Genomic DNA, 22325 nt, shown 5'->3' on the forward strand with positions numbered 1-22325 from the left:
TATGAAGATCAAAAATATGTCTACAACTTTACGAATTGCAGCTATTTATAATCTTATCTGGGGTGCATGGGTTGTTTTGTTTCCGAATCAGTTTTTTGAATGGGTTGGAATGCAACTTCCAAGTCATATAATGATCTGGCAAGGTATGGGGATGGTTATTGGGGTATATGGTTTGGGATATTGGTGGGCTGCTCAAGATCCTTTACTACATTGGCCTATAGTAATGGTAGGATTTCTAGGTAAGATATTTGGTCCGATAGGATTTTTTATCAACTATATGCAGGAAAAAGTACCTTTTGAATTTTTTTATACGCTTATTACTAATGACTTTATCTGGTGGATTCCATTTTTCTTGATTCTAAAACAAGCACATCACGAGAAAAAAATAAAATGGGTATAAAACAAATCTCACTATACCTATTGTCTGCCTTCTATTTGATAGCAGGTTTAAACCATTTTATACATCCAGAATTTTACTTCCCGCTCATACCGAAATATTTGGTGCATATCGAGCTTATCAATTACATCAGCGGAATTGCAGAAATAGTTTTAGGTGTTGGAGTACTCTTTACACATACCCGAAAAATTTCAGCGCTTCTTATTATTATGATGTTATTAGTTTTCGCACTTTCTCATATGTATTTTATAACAATGGGTAGTTGTGTCGCCGGTAGCTTGTGTGTTCCAGAATGGGTGGCTTGGATCAGGCTTTTAATAATTCATCCACTCTTGATTTGGTGGGTCTGGTGGATACGAGAATAGAACTAATTTTGAAACAATAATGCAGATCTTCTATTAAGAGTTGACAATTCCCATTTTTTTCAATAAAAAAGAGGCGTTCATGTTCTGGCAAATGCCTTCTTTAAATTTATAATCAAAATAGAGCTCATTATCTACAATCTGAGCATCAAAAAAACGATTCTGAACTTGAGGTAGGTCCTCAGCGATTGCACAAAGACTTAAATCGTGCGTAGCAATTATTCCTGTAGCTTTTGCACTCACAAGTTTTTCTACGAATTTACGAGATCCTGTAGCTTTATCTTTACTATTTGTTCCTTTTAAGATCTCATCGAGAATGATAAAATATGGCTCTTCTTCTATGGCATCTACAATTATTTTGAGTTGGGTTAATTCTGAAAAAAAGTACGAAGCATCATCACTTAACGAATCAGAGGTTCGCATACTAGAAATTAACTTGATAGGTCGATATTGGCAACTTTGTGCACATATTGGCAAACCAATATTAGACATAACGATTTGTAACGCTACAGTACGCAAAAAAGTACTCTTCCCAGCCATATTGGCACCGGTTATGATCAGGAACTGTTCGTTATCTATGGATATATCATTATCCACGCGCTTATTTTCATCTAACAGAGGGTGTCCTAATCCCTTAGCCCTAAGTATTATAGAGTTTTCAATGATCTCTGGATATACGTAATTCGGATGATTAAAAGCAAAATTACCTAAAGAGTTATACGCATCGAAAAAAGCAATGACCTCAAACCATTGATTTACTTTATGCTGATTATTTCTAATCCATTGCTCTATGCGATAGCTCTGCACTATGTCCCATAGCATCAAACCATTGGCTACAACACCAAACATCATGTTATTACGCTGATCAAAGGCACTAAGTACTTTAGCAAATTGTCGCAAGGTTTTAGATGCTTTCTCTTTCTCCCGAATGACAAGCTGCTGCTTCTCTTGTAACAATACCGAAGTAAACTTGGTATTTTCTATAGTACGAATCAACTTATGATATTGTTCAAAAGTAAGTTTGGCTTTATTAGCTTGGCTATACAATCTATTAATTTTCTTAAGCTGAGTACCCGTGATACCAAGGCCTACAAAAAACCAAAGAAGAAAGATGTTGAATGTTATTACATTAAAAAATAATAATACAAGCATTACCATAGAAATACTTGTCACTACAGTAGGTAGAAACCTCATTATTCTAGGTACAAAATAGGTATAGTTTTTTAACCATTTTTGAATACTCAAAATAGTAGTCGTATTATCTACTAACAAGGCAGTAGCATTAAAATCCTGTCTCCATCTAGCCAATTTTGATAGGTTTTTAATAGCGTCTTGTTTAGATGCTACAGCATTAATCGAATTTGCATTCAGGATTTGAGCCAACGCATCTTTTCCCGCCTTTGTGGCGGTACGATTAAGATACTGAAAGAAAGAATATTTACCATAGAGATCGATATCATAACCAAACGGGTGCGAAGAATCTATGTATTCTTCTCCTGTAGAAAGCTTACTGATATCGTTAGCAAAAACATCGAGCTCTAATTGGTTCATCTCTATAAGTTTCTTGAACTTATTTTTAGTATGAGTAAGATCGGTATGTCGATTGATTAACAAAATAAAGAGTACTATACCAGCTAGCAGTGTACCTATTACTATTTGAGAATTGGGATAACCAAAATAAACACCTACTCCTATGGATAAAAAAACTAGTAATCGTAAAGTACTCGAAATAGCCAACTGTTTTTTAGTGTTCTTATACGCTACTGTATATCTAGATTTTTCTTCTTTATAAAATTTTTTTGGATCATTCATTATTTTAATACTAATCTTATTGATTTTAAAGCTGTGCTAATTCGTGTTTCAATTTTTTGGTAAGTCCACTTACCACTAGGTCGTATGAATGATCAATGAGTTCGCACAATAGATGAGTAGATAAACCGCCAGAAAAGTTAACAGTATTCCAATGTTTTTTGCTCATATGATATCCTGGTGTAATTTCCTGATGATAGTCTCGTAGTTCTACTGCCCGATCGGGATCACATTTTAGATTTACACTAAATGGGAATCGATGTAACCCAGTTAAAGCAAACATTTTACCCATCACTTTAAACACTAAAGTACTTTCGTCAAAAGGGAATGCTTCTGTCACTCCTTTCTTTTTCAAACAATACGCTCTAAATGTTTCTATATCCATTTCTATTCACCTATGATATTTTTATGAACTGCTTAGGATTTTATATTTCGTTTAACATAAACAAGGATCATTGCTTTTTGTACTTTTCAAGTTTGGTTCTATCTTTGATCCAGTAAGATTGCTTTTAAATCTATGTATAGAAGCAATATCAAACGTATCTTTTTTGGTCGAAATGTACAAACACACTACTCTTCTAACTTTTGGGAGGGGTTCGTATTTTCTTCTAACTCCAGAGCAGAATAGTCAAGTCTCCAACCAATAGAACCTGCAAGGGTTTCCATCAATGATATCGCATGTAATGCCTCTTTTTTGGCAGACTCCATTAAACCACTTTGTGGTATCTTATCTTTGATAAACTTTTTAGCTTCTTTACTTATATCCGTAATATCGCCTGAAGTAAAAGGGTTAAGCCAGCCCTCTTGCATATCATAGAACTTAAAATCGGTATCGATAGTTAACAGTTTAGGTTGCGGAAATTTTGAAATAATAATCTTTTTGTTTTTAATATCACTCTCTAGTTTAACTTGAGATAAATCAAACCCCACATACGCCTTGGCATCAATAAGAATAAGCGCTTTTTTTCGACCAATTAGTAATTTAAAAAATTTATCTTTTACACTTTCGTAATGATAAATTTCAGCAAAATCTCCCTCTACAGTGACGAGTTTGCATACACTCTTTATCTTTTCCATTAAAACGGTAGATTGCGTTTTGACAGCAGATTTTCTTTTTGCCGCACTAAATCTGGTAAAAATGAAATAAGAAAGGATTGTACCTCCCAAAAGTCCTGCAAATAATAGCTCCATAATGCAAATATAGATATTATGTTAATGAACTCATCTCGACTTTTGAAGAAAGTATTGGGTATAATACAGGTTTACTTGGGGAAGCATCATTTTCGAAAGATGCAATTTGAAGATTGAGAAAATATTCTCCGTCTTTTACTTGATTTTCAACATAGATTAATTCTGTTATGGTTGCATCGTGGCGCGGAGTATTAGGGTAATTCCAAAAAGCTTTGTGTGCGAGCAATCGCCCTTCATCTTTTTCTTTATCGATAGAAGGTACATCTATCAGCAAATGTTCAATGCCAAGGTCACGTATGTATGTAGCCGCATTTTCTGTAATATATGGCCAGTTCGTGTACGAGTATTGTTTACTTATTTTATCAGGAGTATTAGGAAGCGTTCTAATAACAAGTGCCTTATACTTAGACGAACCTATGGCTGCTTGTATTTGATTTACATCAATGATGGTATCATTTTCTATTGGACTCGGCGTAACAGTAATTACTTTGGCCATAAAAAAAAACGTCTTTAAGATGCTATTAATGCTATGAAATTCTCTGGTAATGTGACCAATACATTCTGTATGCGTACCATGAGCATGAGGATTAAATGTGATCGTATTGAAGTTTGTCGAGCTTCCTTCAGATACTTTACCTATCCAATCACCCAATTGTACAGGTTTTATTTCGGGTTCAGCAATATACCATGCGTTTACATTTTGTTTTGATGCTCGTATAGGTATAGAAATATCTATAGGACTAGATAAATCGATCTTATATAGTTCATTATTATGGTTTATCGTTGCGATCATATTTAATTATTTCGAATTGATTACCCGATTTCTAAAGATTAAGAATATCATCTTTGCACTAGTGAACGACCCCCTCGGTCACTAGGTTCAAAACGCATTTATTATTTCTTACTTAAATTTAACAAGAAAAGATCGCTTGCAATGCCATCGCTCAAAAACTTTCCTTTTTTGGTAACTAATAATCTTTCTTCATCCAAAAATAATAAATGTGCTTCGATATGCTTTTGAGCTTGTTTTAAAAGATACTTTTTGTACGTTTCTCCAAAATTCTGAGTTACTTTTTCTAGGGAAACTCCCCACATAGTTCTCAAACCCGTCATAATGTATTCGTTATACCGGTCTGTACCGTTTAAGTATTCTACTTCATTTGGTAATTGGCCTTTCTCTAAAATTTTAATGTATTGCGTATTGTTATTTACATTCCAGCTTCTTTGTTTCCCGTTATAAGAATGTGCCGATGGTCCAATCCCTAAGTATGACTTTCCTCGCCAATAGGCGGTATTATTCTGACTAAAAAAACCGGGTTTACCAAAATTAGATACTTCATAATGTATAAAACCTTTGCTCTCTAGGGTGTCTGCCAAGATTCGATAATGCTGTTCTGCCAACTCTTCATCTACAGGAGGGACTATCCCCTTATCTATCAATTGAGGCAATGCAGTATTTGGCTCTACTGTGAGCGCGTAGCAAGACAAATGAGGTATTTTAAAATCTAAGGCTTGTTTGATATTTTCTTGCCATCGCGCTATCGACATTTTCGGAATACCATAAATTAAATCAATTGATATATTATCAAAATATTGCTTAGCAATCAAAAGACATTCTTTGGCTTCTTTAGCATCATGAGCACGATTCATCATTATTAGATCATCGTTGTAAAACGATTGAACCCCAATGCTTAGGCGATTAACATTGCTTTTTGCCAAAGCTACTATATATTCTTTGGTGAGATCATCAGGATTGGCTTCAATAGTTATTTCTGGAGTTGTTGCTATGTTAAAATGTTCAGCAATGCAATCGATAATAGATTGTAGCGTATTCACAGTTAATACTGTAGGGGTACCACCCCCAAAATAAATAGTATCGATTGTGCTATTACCTAGCTCATTCTTTCTTAACGTAATTTCTTTGTACAAAGCGTTAATGATTTCGTCTTTCTTCTTCATTGAAGTAGAAAAATGAAAATCACAATAATGGCAAGCTTGTTTGCAAAAGGGAATGTGAATATAAATTCCGGCTCCTTCTTGTCTATCTTTTATAGAAGTATCGGTTAATTTCATGATACAGGATACATTTAGTTCTACTTATGAGAACCGGGAGGTTTTTTTATTCTTTTCTCGTTTTGTTTTACAAAAGCTGACCAGCCCGTATAACTCTTACCTATTACATCGGCCCGACCCATATTATAAAAATGACAAACCGCAGCTGCTAATCCATCAGTAGAGTCCAAATTTTTTGGCAGTGACTTAAGCTGTAATACACTTTTTAGCATCTTTGCAACTTGCTCTTTACTGGCATTACCATTACCTGTGATAGCCATTTTAATTTTTTTTGGAGAGTATTCTGTAATAGGCACCTCTCGACTTAGACCTGCTGCCATAGCTACCCCTTGCGCTCTTCCTAATTTTAACATAGACTGCACATTTTTACCAAAAAACGGGGCTTCGATAGCAATCTCATCGGGATGATATGTATCTATAAGCTCTACAGTACGCTCAAAAATAAGTTTTAATTTAAGATAGTGATCCTCGTACTTACTTAACTGTAATTCATTTAGCTGTAAGAAAGACATTTGTTTTTGCTGAACTTTTATAAGGCCAAACCCCATAATGGTTGTTCCGGGATCAATCCCTAATATAATTTTTTCGTTGTTCAAGACAGAAATTATAATTTATATCCTACAAAATTACACATTTCATCTGTTTATACTTTTGTTTTTTTAATTGTCCAATGGAATCGCCATTTAAACCGGTTTAATCATGTCGATGGTATCATCCTCAGTGTTATGGCTTATTTCATAAGTAGTACGCTAGTTAATCGATACGAATCACCAAAGGTAGTTGGTAACGGGCTGTCACCGGAGTACCACGAGTATGTGCTGGTGCTACCGCCGGAAGCGACTGAAGACCTTTATCAAGAATATCCTTTAAGTTTGGTATTTGAGAAGCGATCGTATCAGGAAGCTCAAAATCTTCGATAACAACCTTACTTTTTTTAGTAATTAGTAAGGGAATCCAGATAGTATCGTGTACAGCCGTATCAATTTGCAACTTTTGTTTTGATAAAAAAGTGTAAAAGTGAGTTGTAATCGTCTGCTGAAAGCATTGTTCTAATTTTTCTTCTGATGCCGTTTTGCAACTTTCAAATAACGGAGGCTGCTCTACCTGATTCCAATTTAATTTATCAAGCCCTTCTTTAATAATTTCTTCTTGATGTTCTTTTGTAAACACAAAACCATCGCAAGAAACACAAATGAATATGATTACACTTACATACCAATATCTTTTGTCTATCATTCGTTAAAACTTGTTGAGGCAAACTACATAAAATTTTTAAAACCATAAAAGGTTCCTTAGTTTTTAAGCTCCGGAGTTATCTCTTTTTCGAGTTGTTTCACTCTCTTTTGTATAGTAGCAATAAAATAAGCACGCTTCTTATCTTGTCCAAATTTTTTAAGATAATCGTTATAATATTTCAGTTTAACTTTTGGATCTTTGTAATAAGCATCTGCAAACATTGCTAATTGATATTGTGCTCTGCTAAAATTAGAATTTTCTTTAAGCGCCAACTTCGCATACTTAATAGCTTCTTCCCACCGCTCTTGCAGTCGATATACCAGAGCGATCGCAAGTAATTCTTCTTCCATAGGTATATCTTTCAGGGCTATAGATTCATTATAATGTTTTAAAGCATCTTCAAATTTTTCTAGCTTTTGATACGCATATCCAAGTCTTGAGTGTCGTATTGGCACTCTATCATTATATTGTAATGCTTTTTTAAGGTGTAGTATTGCTTGTTCAAATTGATGGGTATGAGTATAACACAAGCCTAAAGTGGAGTGAATGTATTCGTTTTCTTGATGTAACGAAATTAATTTTTCAAAATACTCCTGCGCTTCATAGTAATCTTCACGCAATAAAAAATTTTGTCCTAAAACTCCTAGTAATTCTACATTTTCTGGATAAGATCGCAAGCCTGTATTCGCAATCCGCACCACCTGATCGTAATTTCTTTTTCGAAGGTAGTAGGTAGCGATCTCTAAACAACTTTTTTGATGTGTACTATCCATCTCAAAAGCTTTCTTGAAATAAGATATTGCAGTAGAATCCTGTAACTTTTTCTTTACTAATCCTAGCCGATATTGAAAATTTGGATTTTTAGGTTGCTCATTTGCGAGAACTGTATACATACTATCTGCTCGATCAAGCTTAGCAGTAGTACTTAGTAATTTGGCATACTCGAACTTTATATTTGGTGACGATGGATATGCTGTAATTGCTTTTTCATATAATGTTAAAGACTCGTTATACATTCCCTTTGCTTTATTTGATCTCGCTATTTGCAAGATAGTATATTGATTTTGGGGGATACTTTGTTGGTATTTTTTTATAGCTTCTGAATAATTTCCAAGTTGATATAAGCTGTCTGCAGCAACCAAAACTGAAGTTTGAGCTTCGGTTTTGATGCATAGCCCAAAGGCTACAATAAGGATTATCAATTTAGTTTTGCTTAGCTTCATTACATGATTAAGTTTTCTTTTTCGTTTCAGAAAGATAAACTTCCATAGTATATGAAGGTATACTAATCACTTTTGGAGTTTTTGTAGTAGTAAAGTCGAGAATGTTTTTGTCGATTTCAGTAGCTTTTTCGTCTATAAAATAAGCCACACACCTATCATCTACGGTTTTTTTCAGCATAGCTATCAACGTAAGTAATATGAAGTTTATATTTTTACCTCTGGGATGTTTCTTTCAAAATACACCTCTTCTCTTAACATAAATAGTGCGAATTCTTTCTGAACCTTCTAAAGATAAGATATTAATTAATATTTCGGTATCATCCCCGGTAGTTAATCTTAAATAATTGTCGATAGTAGTATCATATTTTGCGTTTCGATTTAGACATTTTGATTCAGAATCGCACTGTGTTTTGTTTTTTCAATATGTGATTCAGAATTTTTACCTGAAGTGGTCACCCTTACTAAATGATTTCAAGAAGTATGATCAATCTCTGACTCAAAAAACGTAGTTACTGTTTAATCCGTTTTACTCATTACCCGTAAGCTTTTCATTATTCTCTATTTCAACATCAGTTTTATCAACCGTAAAAACGATAGGAAGTGTAAATACATCTTGTGGATTAGCTGTTAATGATTTTTTAGAAGAAGGAATTAATACGGGGAAAGATTGTAATACCCGTATGGCTTCAACCTCTAATGAAAACGCTGTTGATTTGGTTTGTATATCTGTAATTTTTCCATCACGACCTATTTTAAAACGTGTGTACACGCGATTTTTTCCTGGTTTTGCATCCGAAGCAATCGTAGCAATATTATAATGTTCATCTACAAAAGATTGTATTTCTTTAATAATACAATCTCTACGAATACGGTCGTTTGTGGTATTCTTACATTTTTGCGTTGTAAAATACGTATGCTGTGAAAATGAAAACGAGCATGTCAATATTGCTATACTCAATACTAAAAAGAATTTCATAATTTCGGGGTAGTTTTATATCAAATGGTAAACTGTTATTACTTATTATTATTGACTAAACCTTTTTTGGCATTTTTTGCTTTTACACCTTGCAACAAGCTAATAAAATTGCTAAAATTTGATGCATTTAATTAAACTTTAGTACAGCATTCTACAAATTGAAAGAAGCCAATTCGAGTTTAGTGTAAAAGAAAGGATTTTTGATGAGTTTATACGATCATCTATGTTAAGAATCCCAGTACTCCTTTTAAAATAATAATGACTTAACAAACCTGAAACATTTTCGTCATATATTAAAAAAATTATGGATATAGCCTTACTAATCTTCGGTCTGTTTTTTTGTGTATTGGGCATTATCGGAAGCTTTTTACCTGTCTTGCCCGGACCTTTTACTTCTTGGATTGGACTATTAATACTTCATTTCACTACGGCGGTAACGCAAAATTGGACGTTTTTGGGGATTACGCTAGGGGTATCTATTTTGGTCTGGATATTAGACTATATTGTTCCTGCATTAGGAACCAAAAAATTTGGAGGAACCAAATACGGCATCGTGGGGAGTTCTCTGGGATTGGTGGTAGGAATATTATTTTTAGGGCCTTTTGGTATTATCATTGGGCCTTTTGCCGGAGCGTTTATCGGGGAGTTTATTAAAGATAGTAGCGACACTGCTAAAGCTACAAAGGCAGCTTTTGGATCTTTTATAGGATTTCTAGCCGGAACCTTCCTTAAATTTATAGTATCAGTTACATTTTTAATTTTGTTTATTCGCGAAATCTGGGAGCATTGGCAAGATATAGTTACATAAATTTGTTAAACCCAGATTATGCATTATAAAACCTATTACGAAATTCTAATATATAATGCAGGTTAAATTGTAAATCAGAACCAATGTAAAACAGCGTAGAACTAAAAAAAGCCTCTCCAAAGAATAAAATGGAAAAGCTTCTCATTGGTTTATTACTAAACCTCTCATGCTACGCATGAGACAACACAACATTTTGAATGCAAAAAAAGCCTCAATATGGGTTGAAGCTTTTGCAATTTTGCGGTCTGGACGGGACTCGAACCCGCGACCCCCTGCGTGACAGGCAGGTATTCTAACCAACTGAACTACCAGACCAAAGCCTTAATGCGGATGCAAATATACACCTCATTTCATTACCCACAAATGTTTTTTTTGTTTTTTTTAGAATTTGTTAGCCCCCGATTAAACAAATTTTTGTCTTTCAACCAGATATGTCGTTAATATCGTATCAAAATTCTTCGTCGTATCGGCTTCGACATACTTTATTCCGTATTGCGCGCATTTCATTTTCAAATTGTAAATATAGGTAGACATAGCATCTTGATAATTGTCTTTGATATTATCAGCGTATACATTAATAAAAGCTTCGGTTTCCAGGTCGATAAAGCGAGTAGGGCGGTTTATAAAATCGAAATTCAATTCTTTTGCACTGTCAAAAGTGTGAAATAGAATCACCTCGTGCTTATTGTGTTTTAAGTGCCTAAGGGCTTCAAACAATTTTTCATCACTGGTATTGGCTTGTAACATATCAGTAAACAAGAAAATAAGCGATCTGCGATGAACTTTCTCTGCTATAAGGTGTAAAAATGTGTACGTTTCGGTATTTCTTTTATCTGTTTTAGAAAGTATGGTTTGATTTAACGTATTCAGTAACATTTGATGATGCCGCTCGCTACCTTTTTCTGGCGCATAATAGTCATAGGCATCGCTATAGATACTAAGCCCTATCGCATCTCTTTGTTTTTTCAGAATATTCATAAGACATGCTGTTGCCAACACCGAGAAACTAATTTTATTGAGAGACCTTAAACTATGTTCTTTGATTTCGGGGTAATGCATTGAAGAAGAGTTATCGATAATAATATGACATCTTAAATTGGTTTCTTCTTCATATCTTTTCGTAAAAAGTTTATCTGTTTTGGCATAGAGTTTCCAATCAATATGCTTTGTACTTTCTCCGTTATTATATACTTTATGTTCAGCAAATTCTGCAGAGAATCCATGAAACGGACTTTTATGCATTCCCGAAATGAATCCTTCGACTACCTGCTTAGCGAGTAGTTCCAAATTTGTGAATCCACCAGTATTGTTGATTTCATTTTGTATATCCATAACCATGGTTTTTTGTGAAACGAATAGTAAAAAATTTCAAAGTAGAACTGGTATAATACGGGTTACAACATGTAAACGTATGAAAATAAAAAAGGTTTGACCAATTATCAAACCTTTTTTCATATGTATCTTCTACTTTTTTCTATAACAATGAGTCTAATGCTTCTGCATATACATTTTTAGGCGATACACCTACTTGCCGACCCACTACTTCTCCGTTTTGAAAAACCAGAACAGTAGGAATGTTTCTCACACCATATTTGGCTGCGAATTCTTGGTTGGCATCCACATCTACTTTACCCACCACTGCTTTTCCATCATACTCTTCACTTATTTGCTCTATGATAGGTCCTACCATTCTACAAGGACCACACCAAGCTGCCCAAAAATCTACTAAGACGGGTTTTTCGCTTTTAAGTACCACTTCGTCAAAAGTAGCATCTGTTATTTCTAACGCCATAATTATTTATGATTTTAATTCTATTAATTTATACAAAATTAGTCAATAATTTTCCCAAAGCTTACAAACCTAATATTTCTTTTAACTATAGGCTTATTTGATTTTTTGATACTATTGCACTCAGCTTAACTTTTTATAATTAACTGCAAAAGAATCTTTTTTACATACTTTTTATCAATTTTGAGTTCCGTAGTTGAGACTATACCTCAAAAAATGCTTTAACTAAGCAAAAAAGTCAAGATAAATTCATTTAGAAAAAATAAGTTTACGATGAAATATACTCTAATTTATGTAGTTATGAAAATTATTAAGGATGTAAACCATACTATTTAATGATTGTTAATTATAATATCTAAAATTTAACTGAGAAGTCATCCTGAATTCATTTCAGGATCTCATTAGTTTATTTTCAGTACATTGAGATGAGAAGCTGAAACAAGCCTGTGCTGAACTCGTTTCAATATTCAGCTTGACGCATACCATTTAGGTTAAATTACGGATATTCGAATACTATTTTTAGTACTTAGCAATAAAATTAACATTATATTTGTAGGAGTACTACGGAAATGACAAAACTAACTCAATTACCATACTGCAATCTCACTTTTAACAGCACACATGCCATTTTGGTAATGCATGAAGGTTCTGCAATCACTATACAAACGGCCAAAGAAATAACATCCCTTTTGGAAGAATATTACAAAGGAAAGAATTTTGTGCTTATTACCCATAGAAAACATTCCCATCAAATCGATTTAAATGTTTATAAAGGGAGAATTCTTAAAAACATGATTGGATTTGCAATTGTATCAGAAAATCCAGAAGAGATAAAAAGAGCATTACAAGAACAACCGCTATGGAATGAGGCTTTTACGTTTTTTCATAAACTATCAGAGGCCGAAAATTGGGCACGTAGTTTTTTTGATTAATTACCAACATGAATCACACGATAGCTACATTCATTTGGCACTATGATGTTGACTAGAATCCTAATTTACTTTAGCATGAATAGTTAAATTCATACTATCTCAAAAATAGTATACCTCCCTAATTCAATTTATAATAAATAGAATCATCCTCAAGTGCTGTTAATAATCCAGGCGAAATATTTACTTTTTGTTTTCGACTAGGCATATGTAACTTTAACTGTTCTGCCATTTCATAAATCACAAAATTTAAAGTATGATTTCCAGAGTGCTCTTTTAATAGTATCTTTAAATCATCTATTCTTGAATCTGAAAGTTCATTGATATCCAATTGAATAGTCAATTTTTTGGCGTATCCCTCCATCACATCATGCAGTAATTGAAAATGATTGAACTGCACTCTTGGATCGCCTTTTTTACCGGTATCTCGATTAACCCAGCCCTCTTTTATAAATGCTTTGGCATAGACGAACGTACTTTTTACCAAAAAGGGTCGATGTTTTAGGTATTCTTCTCCAAAAATCCTGAATTCATGCGCTGTATTGTAGTCTTCAACAGTAAAAGTTGCCCATCCTTTACCATTTTTAGACGTACGATGTTCTACGTTGGTAATCACTCCCCCGAAGGAAAGTTCCCGATTCACATTGCTTTCCAGGTTTGCAAAATTAAGTAGTGTCGCATTACAGAAATACTTCATTTCGTACTTAAAATCATCTAGAGGATGTCCTGATAAATAAATCCCCACCACTTCTTTTTCACGCGCCAATTTTTCCATGGTTCCCCATTCTTCACAAGGAGGCACAACGGGTTCAGGAATTTGGACTTCGCTAGACTCACCAAACAGACTTACTTGCGAAGAATTTTCACTTTCTTGAAATTTTGATCCATAACGCATCGCTTTTTCTAAAAATGTGACTCCGTCACCTTCTTGATGAAAATATTGACCTCTATGGGTATTGGTAAAAGAATCAAATCCACCTGCAAGCGCCAAACTCTCGAATGCTTTTTTATTCGCAGCCCGTAAATCAATACGTTTAGACAGGTCAAAAATAGATTTGTAAGTGCCATTCTCTTTTCGATTTTCAACAATTGTAGCGACTGCTCCCGTACCTACTCCTTTGATCGCTCCCATTCCAAAACGTATCGCTCCATCTTTATTTACCGAAAATTTTCGATAGGATTCATTCACGTCTGGACCCAAAACTTCGAGTTTCATGCGTTTACACTCTTCCATAAAGAAGGTCACCTGTTTGATATCATTCATATTATTTGAAAGCACAGCAGCCATATACTCAGCCGGATAATGAGCTTTAAGATACGCCGTTTGATAAGCAATCCACGCATAACACGTAGAATGAGATTTATTAAATGCGTATGCGGCGAAGGCCTCCCAATCTTTCCAAATTTTTTCGAGCTTATCTTCTTGATGACCTTTGGCTGCAGCTTGTTGAATAAATTTGGGCTTCATTTTATCCAAGACCGCTTTTTGCTTTTTACCCATCGCTTTACGAAGTACATCGGCTTCACCTTTGGTAAAATCAGCCAGTTTTTGTGAAAGTAGCATTACTTGCTCCTGGTATACTGTTATTCCGTAGGTTTCTTGTAAATACTCTTCGCAGGCCTCGAGATCGTAGTTAATTTCTTCTGTACCGTGTTTTCTATTGATAAAACTTGGTATATATTCTAATGGTCCTGGTCGATACAATGCATTCATAGCAATTAAGTCAGCAAAAACCGTAGGCTTAAGTTCTTTCATGTATTTTTGCATCCCCGGGGATTCATACTGAAATACGCCTACAGTTTCTCCTCTCTGGAACAAAGCATATGTTTCTTCATCATCGAGAGGAAAGTTTTCTGGATCAAGTGTTATACCGTGCTTAGCTTTTACAATCTTAACCGTATCTTTAATTAATGTGAGTGTTTTTAACCCAAGGAAATCCATTTTCAATAATCCTGCACTTTCTACGACAGAATTATCAAATTGTGTACAATACATGTCTGAATCTTTGGCTAATGCTACGGGAACAAATTTGGTAATATCGTCTGGTGTAATAATTACTCCACAAGCATGTATACCGGTGTTGCGAACTGAGCCTTCTAAAACTCTGGCCTGGTTAAGTGTTTCAGCCTCTAGATCACTTCCTTCAGCAATAGTTAACAATTCATTTACTTTATCTAACTCATCACTTCTGAACTTTTTCTTAAGCGTAGCTTCATCAACTCCAAATATTTTACCCAGTTTTGACATGTTAGGAATAAGCTTTGCAATACGATCGGCATCGCCGAGAGGAAGGTCTAATACCCTTGCCGTATCTCGTATTGAAGATTTGGCGGCCATGGTACCATATGTAATGATTTGTGCAACTTGATTTGCTCCATACTTTTCTATAACATACTCCATCACACGACCTCGCCCTTCATCATCAAAATCAATATCGATATCGGGCATACTAACCCGATCGGGATTTAAGAATCTCTCAAAAAGTAAATCGTACTTGATCGGGTCTAAATTTGTAATCCATAGACAATAGGCCACAGCTGATCCAGCAGCTGATCCCCTACCGGGACCCACCGATACACCCATTTCCCGAGCTGCTCTAATAAAATCTTCTACAATTAGAAAGTATCCCGGGTACCCAGTATTTTCTATTACTTTGAGCTCAAAGTCAAGCCGTTCATCAATTTCGGGTGTAATTTCGCCATATCGTTTTTTGGCACCTTCATAAGTAATATGTCTCAAATACGCATTTTCACCTCGTTTCCCTCCATCTATTTGGTCTTCTTCAGATTGAAATTGCTCTGGAATATCGAAAGCAGGAAGCAATACATCCCGCGCTAGTTCAAAAGGTTCAATTTTATCTATAATTTCCTGTACATTGATAATAGCTTCCGGCAGATCTTTAAAGAGGTTTTTCATTTCTTCTGAAGATTTGAAATAGTATTCCTGATTAGGTAAGCCATATCGGTATCCTCTTCCTCTGCCTATGGGTGTAGCTTGTTTTTCTCCATCCTTTACACACAGTAAAATATCGTGCGCATTGGCATCCTTTTTTTCACAATAATAGGTGTTATTTGTAGCAACGACTTTTATATCGTGTTTTTTTGAAAACTGAAGTAATACTTGATTCACCCGGTTTTCATCTTCCTGATTGTGGCGCATCATTTCGATATACAGATCCTCACCAAACTCTTGCTGCCACCAAAGTAAGGCTTCTTCTGCTTGCTTCTCCCCTATATTTAAAACCTTACTAGGAACTTCACCATATAAATTTCCTGTAAGCACAATAATGTCTTCTTTATATTTTTTAATGATTTCTTTATCAATTCTTGGGAGATAATAAAAGCCATCTACGAAAGCTGTAGATGACATTTTGGCCAGATTATGATATCCATTTTTATTTTTGGCTAGTAATACAATCTGATAACCGTTATCTTTTCTGGATTTATCACGGTGGTTTTCACAAACAAAAAATTCACAACCTACGATAGGTTTTATTTCTTTCATTTTAGGGTTTTCTCCATTGTCAAGCGCTTCGGCATTCGCGGCTTTGGCATTCTTATTATGATTAGAAATCGCTTGCACAAAATGAAATGCGCCCATCATGTTTGCATGATCGGTCATTGCTACGGCACTCATTCGATGGTTTGCAGTCACATTGACTAGGTCTTGAATACTTGTCGTTGACTGCAGCACAGAGAATTGTGTATGGTTATGCAGATGTGCAAACTGTACTTCATCTAAAGCAGCAATATTTTTATCAATTTCTTGCTGAGATAAGTCGGTCACATCCTCTTTAGCAAGAGCTTGATGTATTTTTTGAGAAGCTTTTTTTAAATTTATATGCTGTAATCCAATAAGTTGAATGGGCTCCGGATTTGCTTCCTTAAAATTCTGAAAATATTCAGGTTGCACATCGAGTTCCTCACTAGTAAAAACTTGCTTGCGTATAAGTTCTAGAAAACAGCGTGTTGTAGCCTCGACATCGGCAGTGGCATTGTGTGCTTCACTAAATGCTACCCCAAACAAATGCTCATGTAATTCAGTTAATGTAGGAAGCTTATATTTTCCCCCTCTACCCCCTGGAATTTGGCATAATTCTGCAGTGGTTTCTGTACACGTATCTAAAACCGGAAGCCCTTCTAAAGCATTTTCTTCATCTAAACGGAAAAACTCTGCCCCCATAATATTGACATCAAATCCTACATTTTGCCCGACTACAAATTTGGTTTTTGATAGTGCAATCTTAAATTTTTCTAGGACATCATGTAATGAAATTCCATCTCTTTGTGCAAGTTCTGTAGAAATCCCATGTATTTTTTCGGCATCATATGGAATATTAAAACCGTCTGGTTTTACCAGATAATCCTGATGTTCAATGCAATTACCCATAGCATCGTGTAATTGCCAGGCAATTTGTATACATCGTGGCCAATTGTCGCTATCACTAACAGGCGCATCCCATCGTTTAGGTAAACCGGTGGTTTCGGTATCAAAAACTAAATACATAAAAGAATAATTTCTAGACAATAAATCCTTACTAATTAAACCCGGTTTATGCATTAGAAGTTCGTTAAGAGGGTTGAAAATGTAATAAAACCAAGTGTTTTCTAAGTTTCAGCATAGCACCGCTACGGTGAAACTTAAAAATATAACGTAGTGCTTGGTTTTGCAGTAGTTTCAAGCCGTAATAGATTTTCTAATGCATAAAGCGGGTTAAACTCATCTTGACTCTTTATAAATAGCCGAAAAATGATCATTTTCTGTTCTCGCTGTCATCGAAAAAGACCAAATGAGTTCACCTTCAAAAATAGACAAAATAAAACCTTTATTGATAAAAAAATATCTATAGTTATCAACGAACTACAAGGCTTAAATTTTCATAATACTATCGATCGTTTTAAGCAGAAATGTTCTCTATTTTTATAGTATAGTAGCTACTTATTTCTTGCTTTTGAAAGTCTTGACAGTAAAGGAATAATAACACTTCCACTTTAAAATTAGTCATAAAAAAAACCGGAATAACTCCGGTTTTTCTTGTTTTGGTTGATCGTTTTTTAGGCTTCAATCATTTCAAAATTTTTCGCCTCTTCCAAAGCATTACTTATGGTACTTCTTTGTTTCATTAACAGATCATATGTACTCTTTGGGAGTGTATGTTCTTTCATGACTTCATTATATTCTTCTAAAGCCGCTTCTTCGCCACGAATAATTTCTTTTAAAATAGTTTCTTCGTTATTAGAGGATAGTGCAGCTCTAAAATTCATCCAAACTCTATGAGCGTCTGCTTTAAAACTTGTATTATCTTTAGGACTGGCTCCGTAAGTTTCTATTTCAGACTGTAATTTTTTTGAAAATTCACTTCTTTCTGAAGCTCTTTTTTCAAAATATCTCTTTAACTCAATAGTATCTACATTTTCTGCTGCTGTTAAATACTCTTGTTCTGCATCAAAGCTCTTTTTCAATACATCATTTAGATGGTCTGTAATTTTTTCTGTATACTTCATAATCATTTTCATTTTAAAATTAATATTTTTTATTGATGTAATTAAACATCCACTTATAGTATACATATGAAACCCACGTTTGTCAAGCGATTTAACAGAGTTTAATACGCTTTAACCTCTTTTAACAGTTTATATTTCGAATTATTTTAAAAACTGTTAAAATAGTACCTTTATTAAATGTATAATTTATAAAAATGATAAAAAGTGTAAGAATAGACGGTTAGGTTTTTGGCTTTAATAAGTTATTAATGCTAAAAAAAAACGATCATCCTACGATAATCGTTTTTTGTTTGGCTGGCAAAATAAGTTTAATATCCAAAATCAAATATTCCTTCAGTAATTTGAGCGCCGCTTCTGGTTTCGAACTCGAATGTTCCGCTAATACATTTAGAAGCAAGGTCATGTTGCGTAATGACTAAACTTCCAGACACTACTGAGGATTTGTCTTTTCTCTCACTGTAGGTTGCGCTATAGTCTCCAGAACCGGTTAAAGAATATTCCCCTGCAGCAACGTTCGAAGGGAACACTATTTCAATTTCGTCTTCATCGGTATTTGCTTTGATAAGAATAGACGCATCATCGACACCAAATAATCGTGCCGAATGGTCATCGGTCACCATTTCAAAACCATCGACTGTTGCAGTGAGCGAGGCATTAAGCAAACAAGGATTAATTTCTTGGGTAGTAACCTCTTCTATCACTCCGATTTCTATAGGTAATCTGTAAAACCATCCATTCTGGAAATTGGAAGTACTGCCATTGTTATTCTTAAGGTTCTCGAAATAAAAATTACCAGAAATTTCATTATTATGAATTTCAGTAATATTTACTTCGCCAACAGTTTCTCCTTGTTGAGCCACAAATTTGGTTTGTTCTTTCTGAAAACTTACTTGGCTAAGTGTCTCCTGCCCTATTTTATAAGAACCCGTTTTAGTGGTACTCAAAGTGAAACTTATAGATTTATCACCTTCACTTCCAGAAATTACTAGGGTTCCGTCATCATATAGTACAGCCTTTTTGGATAACGATCGAAATAGTTGTCCGTCGATTTTGGCTTGTAAAGATGGATCATTGATCTCAACATCGGTTGAACAAGAGGTAAAAATAAGGCAATATATTGCCAGTAGTTGCGTAGTTATTTTAATCATAGGCTTGGGGCTTTTATGAAAAATTACGGTTTTACCGTATGAAATACTTTCAAATACAAACATAAAATTAAAATTCGATTAAATCTACTTTTTTGTCGAAAAAAAACATATTTAATCGATGAAATACACAATTTTTACAAAACATATCATTATTACTAGTAAATTTATAAGAATTTATAGTGATTTTTGTAAGAAAAAAGTAGTGTGTCATTTTTTAAGTACTGCAATCATCGGTTTTACCTAATAAACCTTCTAATTAATCTACTTATACCAAATCTGCTATAAAATGGCATAAAAGATGCGAAGTTGCTTTTCTCTTCTTCGAAGCCGTAAAATTATTGCATAGCATTGCTACGGAATTATTTTTCAATGAAGTAGGAGGGAAAATGAACAAGGAGATTTGTGCTATTTTATGGTATATTTGGTATTATTTCAAGAAAAATAGTTACATTTGCGCCCTTAATTATAAACCGGGTCGAGTACCCAAAAATTAATTTATATGCCTGTTAAAATTAGATTACAGAGACACGGTAAAAAAGGAAAGCCTTTTTACTGGATCGTAGCGGCAGATGCTAGATCAAAAAGAGATGGTAAATTTCTTGAAAAATTAGGTACGTACAATCCTAACGTGAACCCTGCAAGTATTGACCTTAATGTTGATAATGCAGTAAAATGGTTACAAAATGGAGCACAACCTACCGATACGGCAAGAGCCATTTTATCGTACAAAGGAGCCTTACTCAAAAAACATTTGGCTGGTGGAGTAAAAAAAGGAGCTTTAACAGAAGAGCAAGCTGAAGAAAAATTTCAAGCTTGGTTATCTGAAAAAGAAGGAGCTGTAACAGCTAAAAAAGATGCTTTAGCAAAAGCCGAAGCAGACGCAAAAGCGAAAGCACTTGCAGCAGAAAAAGAAGTGAACGCAAAGCGTGAAGCCGAAGCCGCAGAGGCTGAAGCTGCGGCTAATGCCGAAACTGCAGCTGCAGAAGCATCTGAAGAAGTTGCTGAAGGAACTGAAGAAGCTAGCAACGAACAAGAATAGTTGTAGTATTGCGATGAAGAAAGAAGAATGCTTCTATCTAGGTAAAATCGTAAGTAAATTTAGTTTTAAGGGTGAGGTTTTAATTAAATTAGATACCGACGAACCCGAAAGTTACGCAAAAATGGAATCAGTATTTGTTGAGTATAACAACAATCTGGTTCCATTTTTTATTGAAAAAAGTGCATTGCATAAAAGTGACTTACTACGAGTTAAGTTTGAAGACGTCGATACCGAAGAGGATGCCAATGATCTAATGAAAGCCGAGCTTTACCTTCCGCTAAGCGTATTACCTAAGCTAGAAGGAAATCAATTTTATTATCATGAAGTTATAGGCTTTGCAATCATAGATGAAGCATTTGGTCATGTCGGGATCATTACATCAATCAATGACACAACCGCCCAGGCTCTTTTTGAAATTGATCGTAATGGTATCGAAATTTTGATTCCTATGAATGATGAATTTATTGTAAAAATAGACAGAGCCGCAAAACAAATCCTTGTTAATACCCCTGAAGGTCTTATAGATCTATATCTTTAACCCATAGTTCTTAAAAGTGAAACCCTTTACGTTTAAACAATTTACAGTCTACCAGGATCGATGTGCCATGAAAATTGGTACCGATGGAGTTCTTCTAGGAACATGGGCGCCTTTACAAGGTACCGAAAGTACTATCCTTGATATTGGCACAGGTACGGGGATCATTGCACTTATAATAGCACAACGCTCTAATGCTGAAACTATTGATGCGCTCGAAATTGATACCGATGCTTTTGAACAAGCGGTAGATAATTTTGAAACTTCACCCTGGGGAGATCGCCTATTTTGTTATCATGCATCTTTTCAGGAATTTACAGAAGAAATTGAGGGAAAATATGATTTCATACTAAGTAATCCTCCTTTTTTTTCCGAAAATTATAAAACCGAACATCAGAAACGAAATGCTGCGAGATTTCAGGACTCCTTACCATTTGAACACCTACTGTATGGTGTTTCAAAATTAATGACTAATGATGGGAAATTTGCTGTTATCCTACCCTTTCGAGAAGAACAAAATTTTATAGCACTTGCCAAGCAATATTCATTGTATGCCCACAAAATTACTAGAGTGAAAGGAAATTCATCATCAAAAATCAAGCGAAGTATGATCGTATTTGGATTTCATCAAGTTGCTATCGCTACAAACGAGCTTATTATCGAAAACTCAAGACATCACTATACTCAAGAATATATTGACCTAACAAAGGATTTTTACTTGAATATGTAATTGAACAAAAAAGAGAACCTTAAAAGTTCTCTTTTCAATCAATCACTATGCAAAGCCCTGCTTTTGATATTGCTATCGACAGCGCTTTTACTATTTTGATATCCAATTACCACTAGCATCGCAATATACTTCCATTTCCTTATCACCTTGCTTTAGTACTAATTTAAATTCTGAAGCATCTTCTTTGGCAGCAGCACTTTCGATAGATGCACCGGCAAAGTCTTTGGCTACAGCATCAATTACATTTTGAGGAAGATTCTCTACAGCCAAATCGATATAGTCGTCCTGCTGAATTGTTATTATTTCAGTAGTCTCGCTCGAAGCCATTTCTTGGGCATTGATTCCCTGAGTTCCTACTACTAATCCGAAAGTTAAGGCTGATACTACAAATAAATTTTTCATGTTGTGTTTCTTTTAAGATTTACATTTTGTTATATCTCAGTATATAGAATAATTGTGCCAGCACTTATTATTTTAGAATTTATAAAATTCAAGTTATTGATAATCAAATATTTAAATTTAAATTTATCAAATTAAATGTAAAACCAAAACTTTAGAGAAAGTGTAGAAAAATG

General features: G+C 34.5%; 23 protein-coding genes and 1 tRNA gene. 7 read left to right on the forward strand and 17 right to left on the reverse strand.

Translation table 11 applies throughout. The features are described 5' to 3' along the window. Window position 1: 1 nt before the first annotated feature. Window positions 2–400, forward strand: coding sequence for an alkyl hydroperoxide reductase (locus J8281_RS05940; RefSeq protein WP_246848992.1), 399 nt, complete (start codon window positions 2–4; stop codon window positions 398–400). After that, on the forward strand, window positions 391–762 hold the full coding sequence (locus tag J8281_RS05945) for a hypothetical protein (protein WP_210196683.1): 372 nt from the start codon (window positions 391–393) through the stop codon (window positions 760–762). The genes J8281_RS05940 and J8281_RS05945 overlap by 10 nt, the downstream gene beginning before the upstream one ends. Before the next feature lie 33 nt (window positions 763–795). On the opposite strand, the gene J8281_RS05950 is transcribed toward J8281_RS05945, so the two are convergent. The 10 genes from J8281_RS05950 to J8281_RS05995 all read right to left on the reverse strand — a co-directional run bounded on the left by J8281_RS05950 (window position 796) and on the right by J8281_RS05995 (window position 9267). After that, window positions 796–2571 carry a DNA mismatch repair protein MutS gene (locus tag J8281_RS05950; RefSeq protein ID WP_210196684.1) on the reverse strand — a complete coding sequence of 592 codons (1776 nt, stop codon included), beginning with the start codon at window positions 2569–2571 and terminating at the stop codon, window positions 796–798. Between the two features lie 25 nt (window positions 2572–2596). Then, entirely contained in the window at window positions 2597–2953 is a 357-nt protein-coding gene (locus J8281_RS05955; RefSeq protein ID WP_210196685.1) for an MmcQ/YjbR family DNA-binding protein, read from the reverse strand. A 185-nt stretch (window positions 2954–3138) separates the two neighbouring features. Further along, window positions 3139–3759: a DUF4230 domain-containing protein gene (locus J8281_RS05960; protein ID WP_210196686.1), complete on the reverse strand. Its 621-nt coding sequence runs from the start codon at window positions 3757–3759 to the stop codon at window positions 3139–3141. Between the two features lie 16 nt (window positions 3760–3775). Next, window positions 3776–4552 (reverse strand): cyclase family protein, encoded by a 777-nt coding sequence (locus tag J8281_RS05965; protein ID WP_210196687.1) that lies wholly within the window; start codon window positions 4550–4552, stop codon window positions 3776–3778. 101 nt (window positions 4553–4653) lie between these two features. Next, on the reverse strand, window positions 4654–5832 hold the full coding sequence (gene hemW / locus J8281_RS05970) for a radical SAM family heme chaperone HemW (protein ID WP_210196688.1): 1179 nt from the start codon (window positions 5830–5832) through the stop codon (window positions 4654–4656). Window positions 5833–5852: 20 nt separating this feature from the next. Next, window positions 5853–6428 carry a crossover junction endodeoxyribonuclease RuvC gene (ruvC, locus tag J8281_RS05975; protein WP_210196689.1) on the reverse strand — a complete coding sequence of 192 codons (576 nt, stop codon included), beginning with the start codon at window positions 6426–6428 and terminating at the stop codon, window positions 5853–5855. A 157-nt stretch (window positions 6429–6585) separates the two neighbouring features. After that, entirely contained in the window at window positions 6586–7068 is a 483-nt protein-coding gene (locus J8281_RS05980) for a hypothetical protein (RefSeq protein WP_210196690.1), read from the reverse strand. A 56-nt stretch (window positions 7069–7124) separates the two neighbouring features. After that, the gene (locus tag J8281_RS05985) at window positions 7125–8291 is read right to left on the reverse strand and encodes a tetratricopeptide repeat protein (RefSeq protein ID WP_210196691.1); all 1167 of its coding nucleotides are present in this window, start codon (window positions 8289–8291) and stop codon (window positions 7125–7127) included. Window positions 8292–8298: 7 nt separating this feature from the next. Beyond that, a complete protein-coding gene (locus J8281_RS05990) occupies window positions 8299–8469 on the reverse strand; it encodes a hypothetical protein (RefSeq protein WP_210196692.1) in 171 nt (56 codons plus the stop codon). A gap of 348 nt (window positions 8470–8817) precedes the next feature. Beyond that, entirely contained in the window at window positions 8818–9267 is a 450-nt protein-coding gene (locus J8281_RS05995; protein ID WP_210196693.1) for a hypothetical protein, read from the reverse strand. Between the two features lie 304 nt (window positions 9268–9571). Between J8281_RS05995 and J8281_RS06000 the strand changes: the two genes are divergently transcribed. Next, window positions 9572–10075 carry a DUF456 domain-containing protein gene (locus J8281_RS06000; RefSeq protein WP_210196694.1) on the forward strand — a complete coding sequence of 168 codons (504 nt, stop codon included), beginning with the start codon at window positions 9572–9574 and terminating at the stop codon, window positions 10073–10075. A 241-nt stretch (window positions 10076–10316) separates the two neighbouring features. Here J8281_RS06000 and J8281_RS06005 read toward each other — a convergent pair. The 3 genes from J8281_RS06005 to trxA all read right to left on the reverse strand — a co-directional run bounded on the left by J8281_RS06005 (window position 10317) and on the right by trxA (window position 11867). Continuing rightward, window positions 10317–10390 (reverse strand) — tRNA-Asp (locus J8281_RS06005). A gap of 87 nt (window positions 10391–10477) precedes the next feature. After that, a complete protein-coding gene (locus J8281_RS06010) occupies window positions 10478–11407 on the reverse strand; it encodes a DUF58 domain-containing protein (RefSeq protein ID WP_210196695.1) in 930 nt (309 codons plus the stop codon). A gap of 142 nt (window positions 11408–11549) precedes the next feature. Further along, the gene (trxA, locus tag J8281_RS06015; protein WP_027412223.1) at window positions 11550–11867 is read right to left on the reverse strand and encodes a thioredoxin; all 318 of its coding nucleotides are present in this window, start codon (window positions 11865–11867) and stop codon (window positions 11550–11552) included. Between the two features lie 566 nt (window positions 11868–12433). Here trxA and J8281_RS06020 point away from each other — a divergent pair. Then, a complete protein-coding gene (locus J8281_RS06020) occupies window positions 12434–12796 on the forward strand; it encodes a hypothetical protein (RefSeq protein WP_210196696.1) in 363 nt (120 codons plus the stop codon). A 118-nt stretch (window positions 12797–12914) separates the two neighbouring features. Here the strand turns inward: J8281_RS06020 and dnaE are convergent, their stop codons facing one another. The 3 genes from dnaE to J8281_RS06035 form a co-directional block, all read right to left on the reverse strand. Then, entirely contained in the window at window positions 12915–17300 is a 4386-nt protein-coding gene (gene dnaE, locus J8281_RS06025; protein WP_210196843.1) for a DNA polymerase III subunit alpha, read from the reverse strand. 548 nt (window positions 17301–17848) lie between these two features. Continuing rightward, the gene (locus J8281_RS06030) at window positions 17849–18298 is read right to left on the reverse strand and encodes a PA2169 family four-helix-bundle protein (RefSeq protein ID WP_210196697.1); all 450 of its coding nucleotides are present in this window, start codon (window positions 18296–18298) and stop codon (window positions 17849–17851) included. A gap of 308 nt (window positions 18299–18606) precedes the next feature. Further along, window positions 18607–19446, reverse strand: coding sequence for a DUF6252 family protein (locus tag J8281_RS06035; RefSeq protein ID WP_210196698.1), 840 nt, complete (start codon window positions 19444–19446; stop codon window positions 18607–18609). A gap of 499 nt (window positions 19447–19945) precedes the next feature. Between J8281_RS06035 and J8281_RS06040 the strand changes: the two genes are divergently transcribed. From J8281_RS06040 to J8281_RS06050, 3 genes are read left to right on the forward strand one after another with little or no spacing between them, the layout of a single operon-like run. Beyond that, window positions 19946–20485, forward strand: coding sequence for a 30S ribosomal protein S16 (locus J8281_RS06040; protein WP_210196699.1), 540 nt, complete (start codon window positions 19946–19948; stop codon window positions 20483–20485). 13 nt (window positions 20486–20498) lie between these two features. Next, the gene (gene rimM / locus J8281_RS06045; RefSeq protein WP_210196700.1) at window positions 20499–21023 is read left to right on the forward strand and encodes a ribosome maturation factor RimM; all 525 of its coding nucleotides are present in this window, start codon (window positions 20499–20501) and stop codon (window positions 21021–21023) included. A 16-nt stretch (window positions 21024–21039) separates the two neighbouring features. Then, a complete protein-coding gene (locus tag J8281_RS06050; RefSeq protein WP_371812588.1) occupies window positions 21040–21750 on the forward strand; it encodes a tRNA1(Val) (adenine(37)-N6)-methyltransferase in 711 nt (236 codons plus the stop codon). A gap of 90 nt (window positions 21751–21840) precedes the next feature. Here the strand turns inward: J8281_RS06050 and J8281_RS06055 are convergent, their stop codons facing one another. Beyond that, window positions 21841–22152: a hypothetical protein gene (locus J8281_RS06055; protein WP_210196701.1), complete on the reverse strand. Its 312-nt coding sequence runs from the start codon at window positions 22150–22152 to the stop codon at window positions 21841–21843. Window positions 22153–22325: the final 173 nt, after the last annotated feature.

The organism is Aquimarina sp. U1-2, assembly GCF_017897595.1.
Taxonomy (GTDB): Bacteria; Bacteroidota; Bacteroidia; order Flavobacteriales; family Flavobacteriaceae; genus Aquimarina.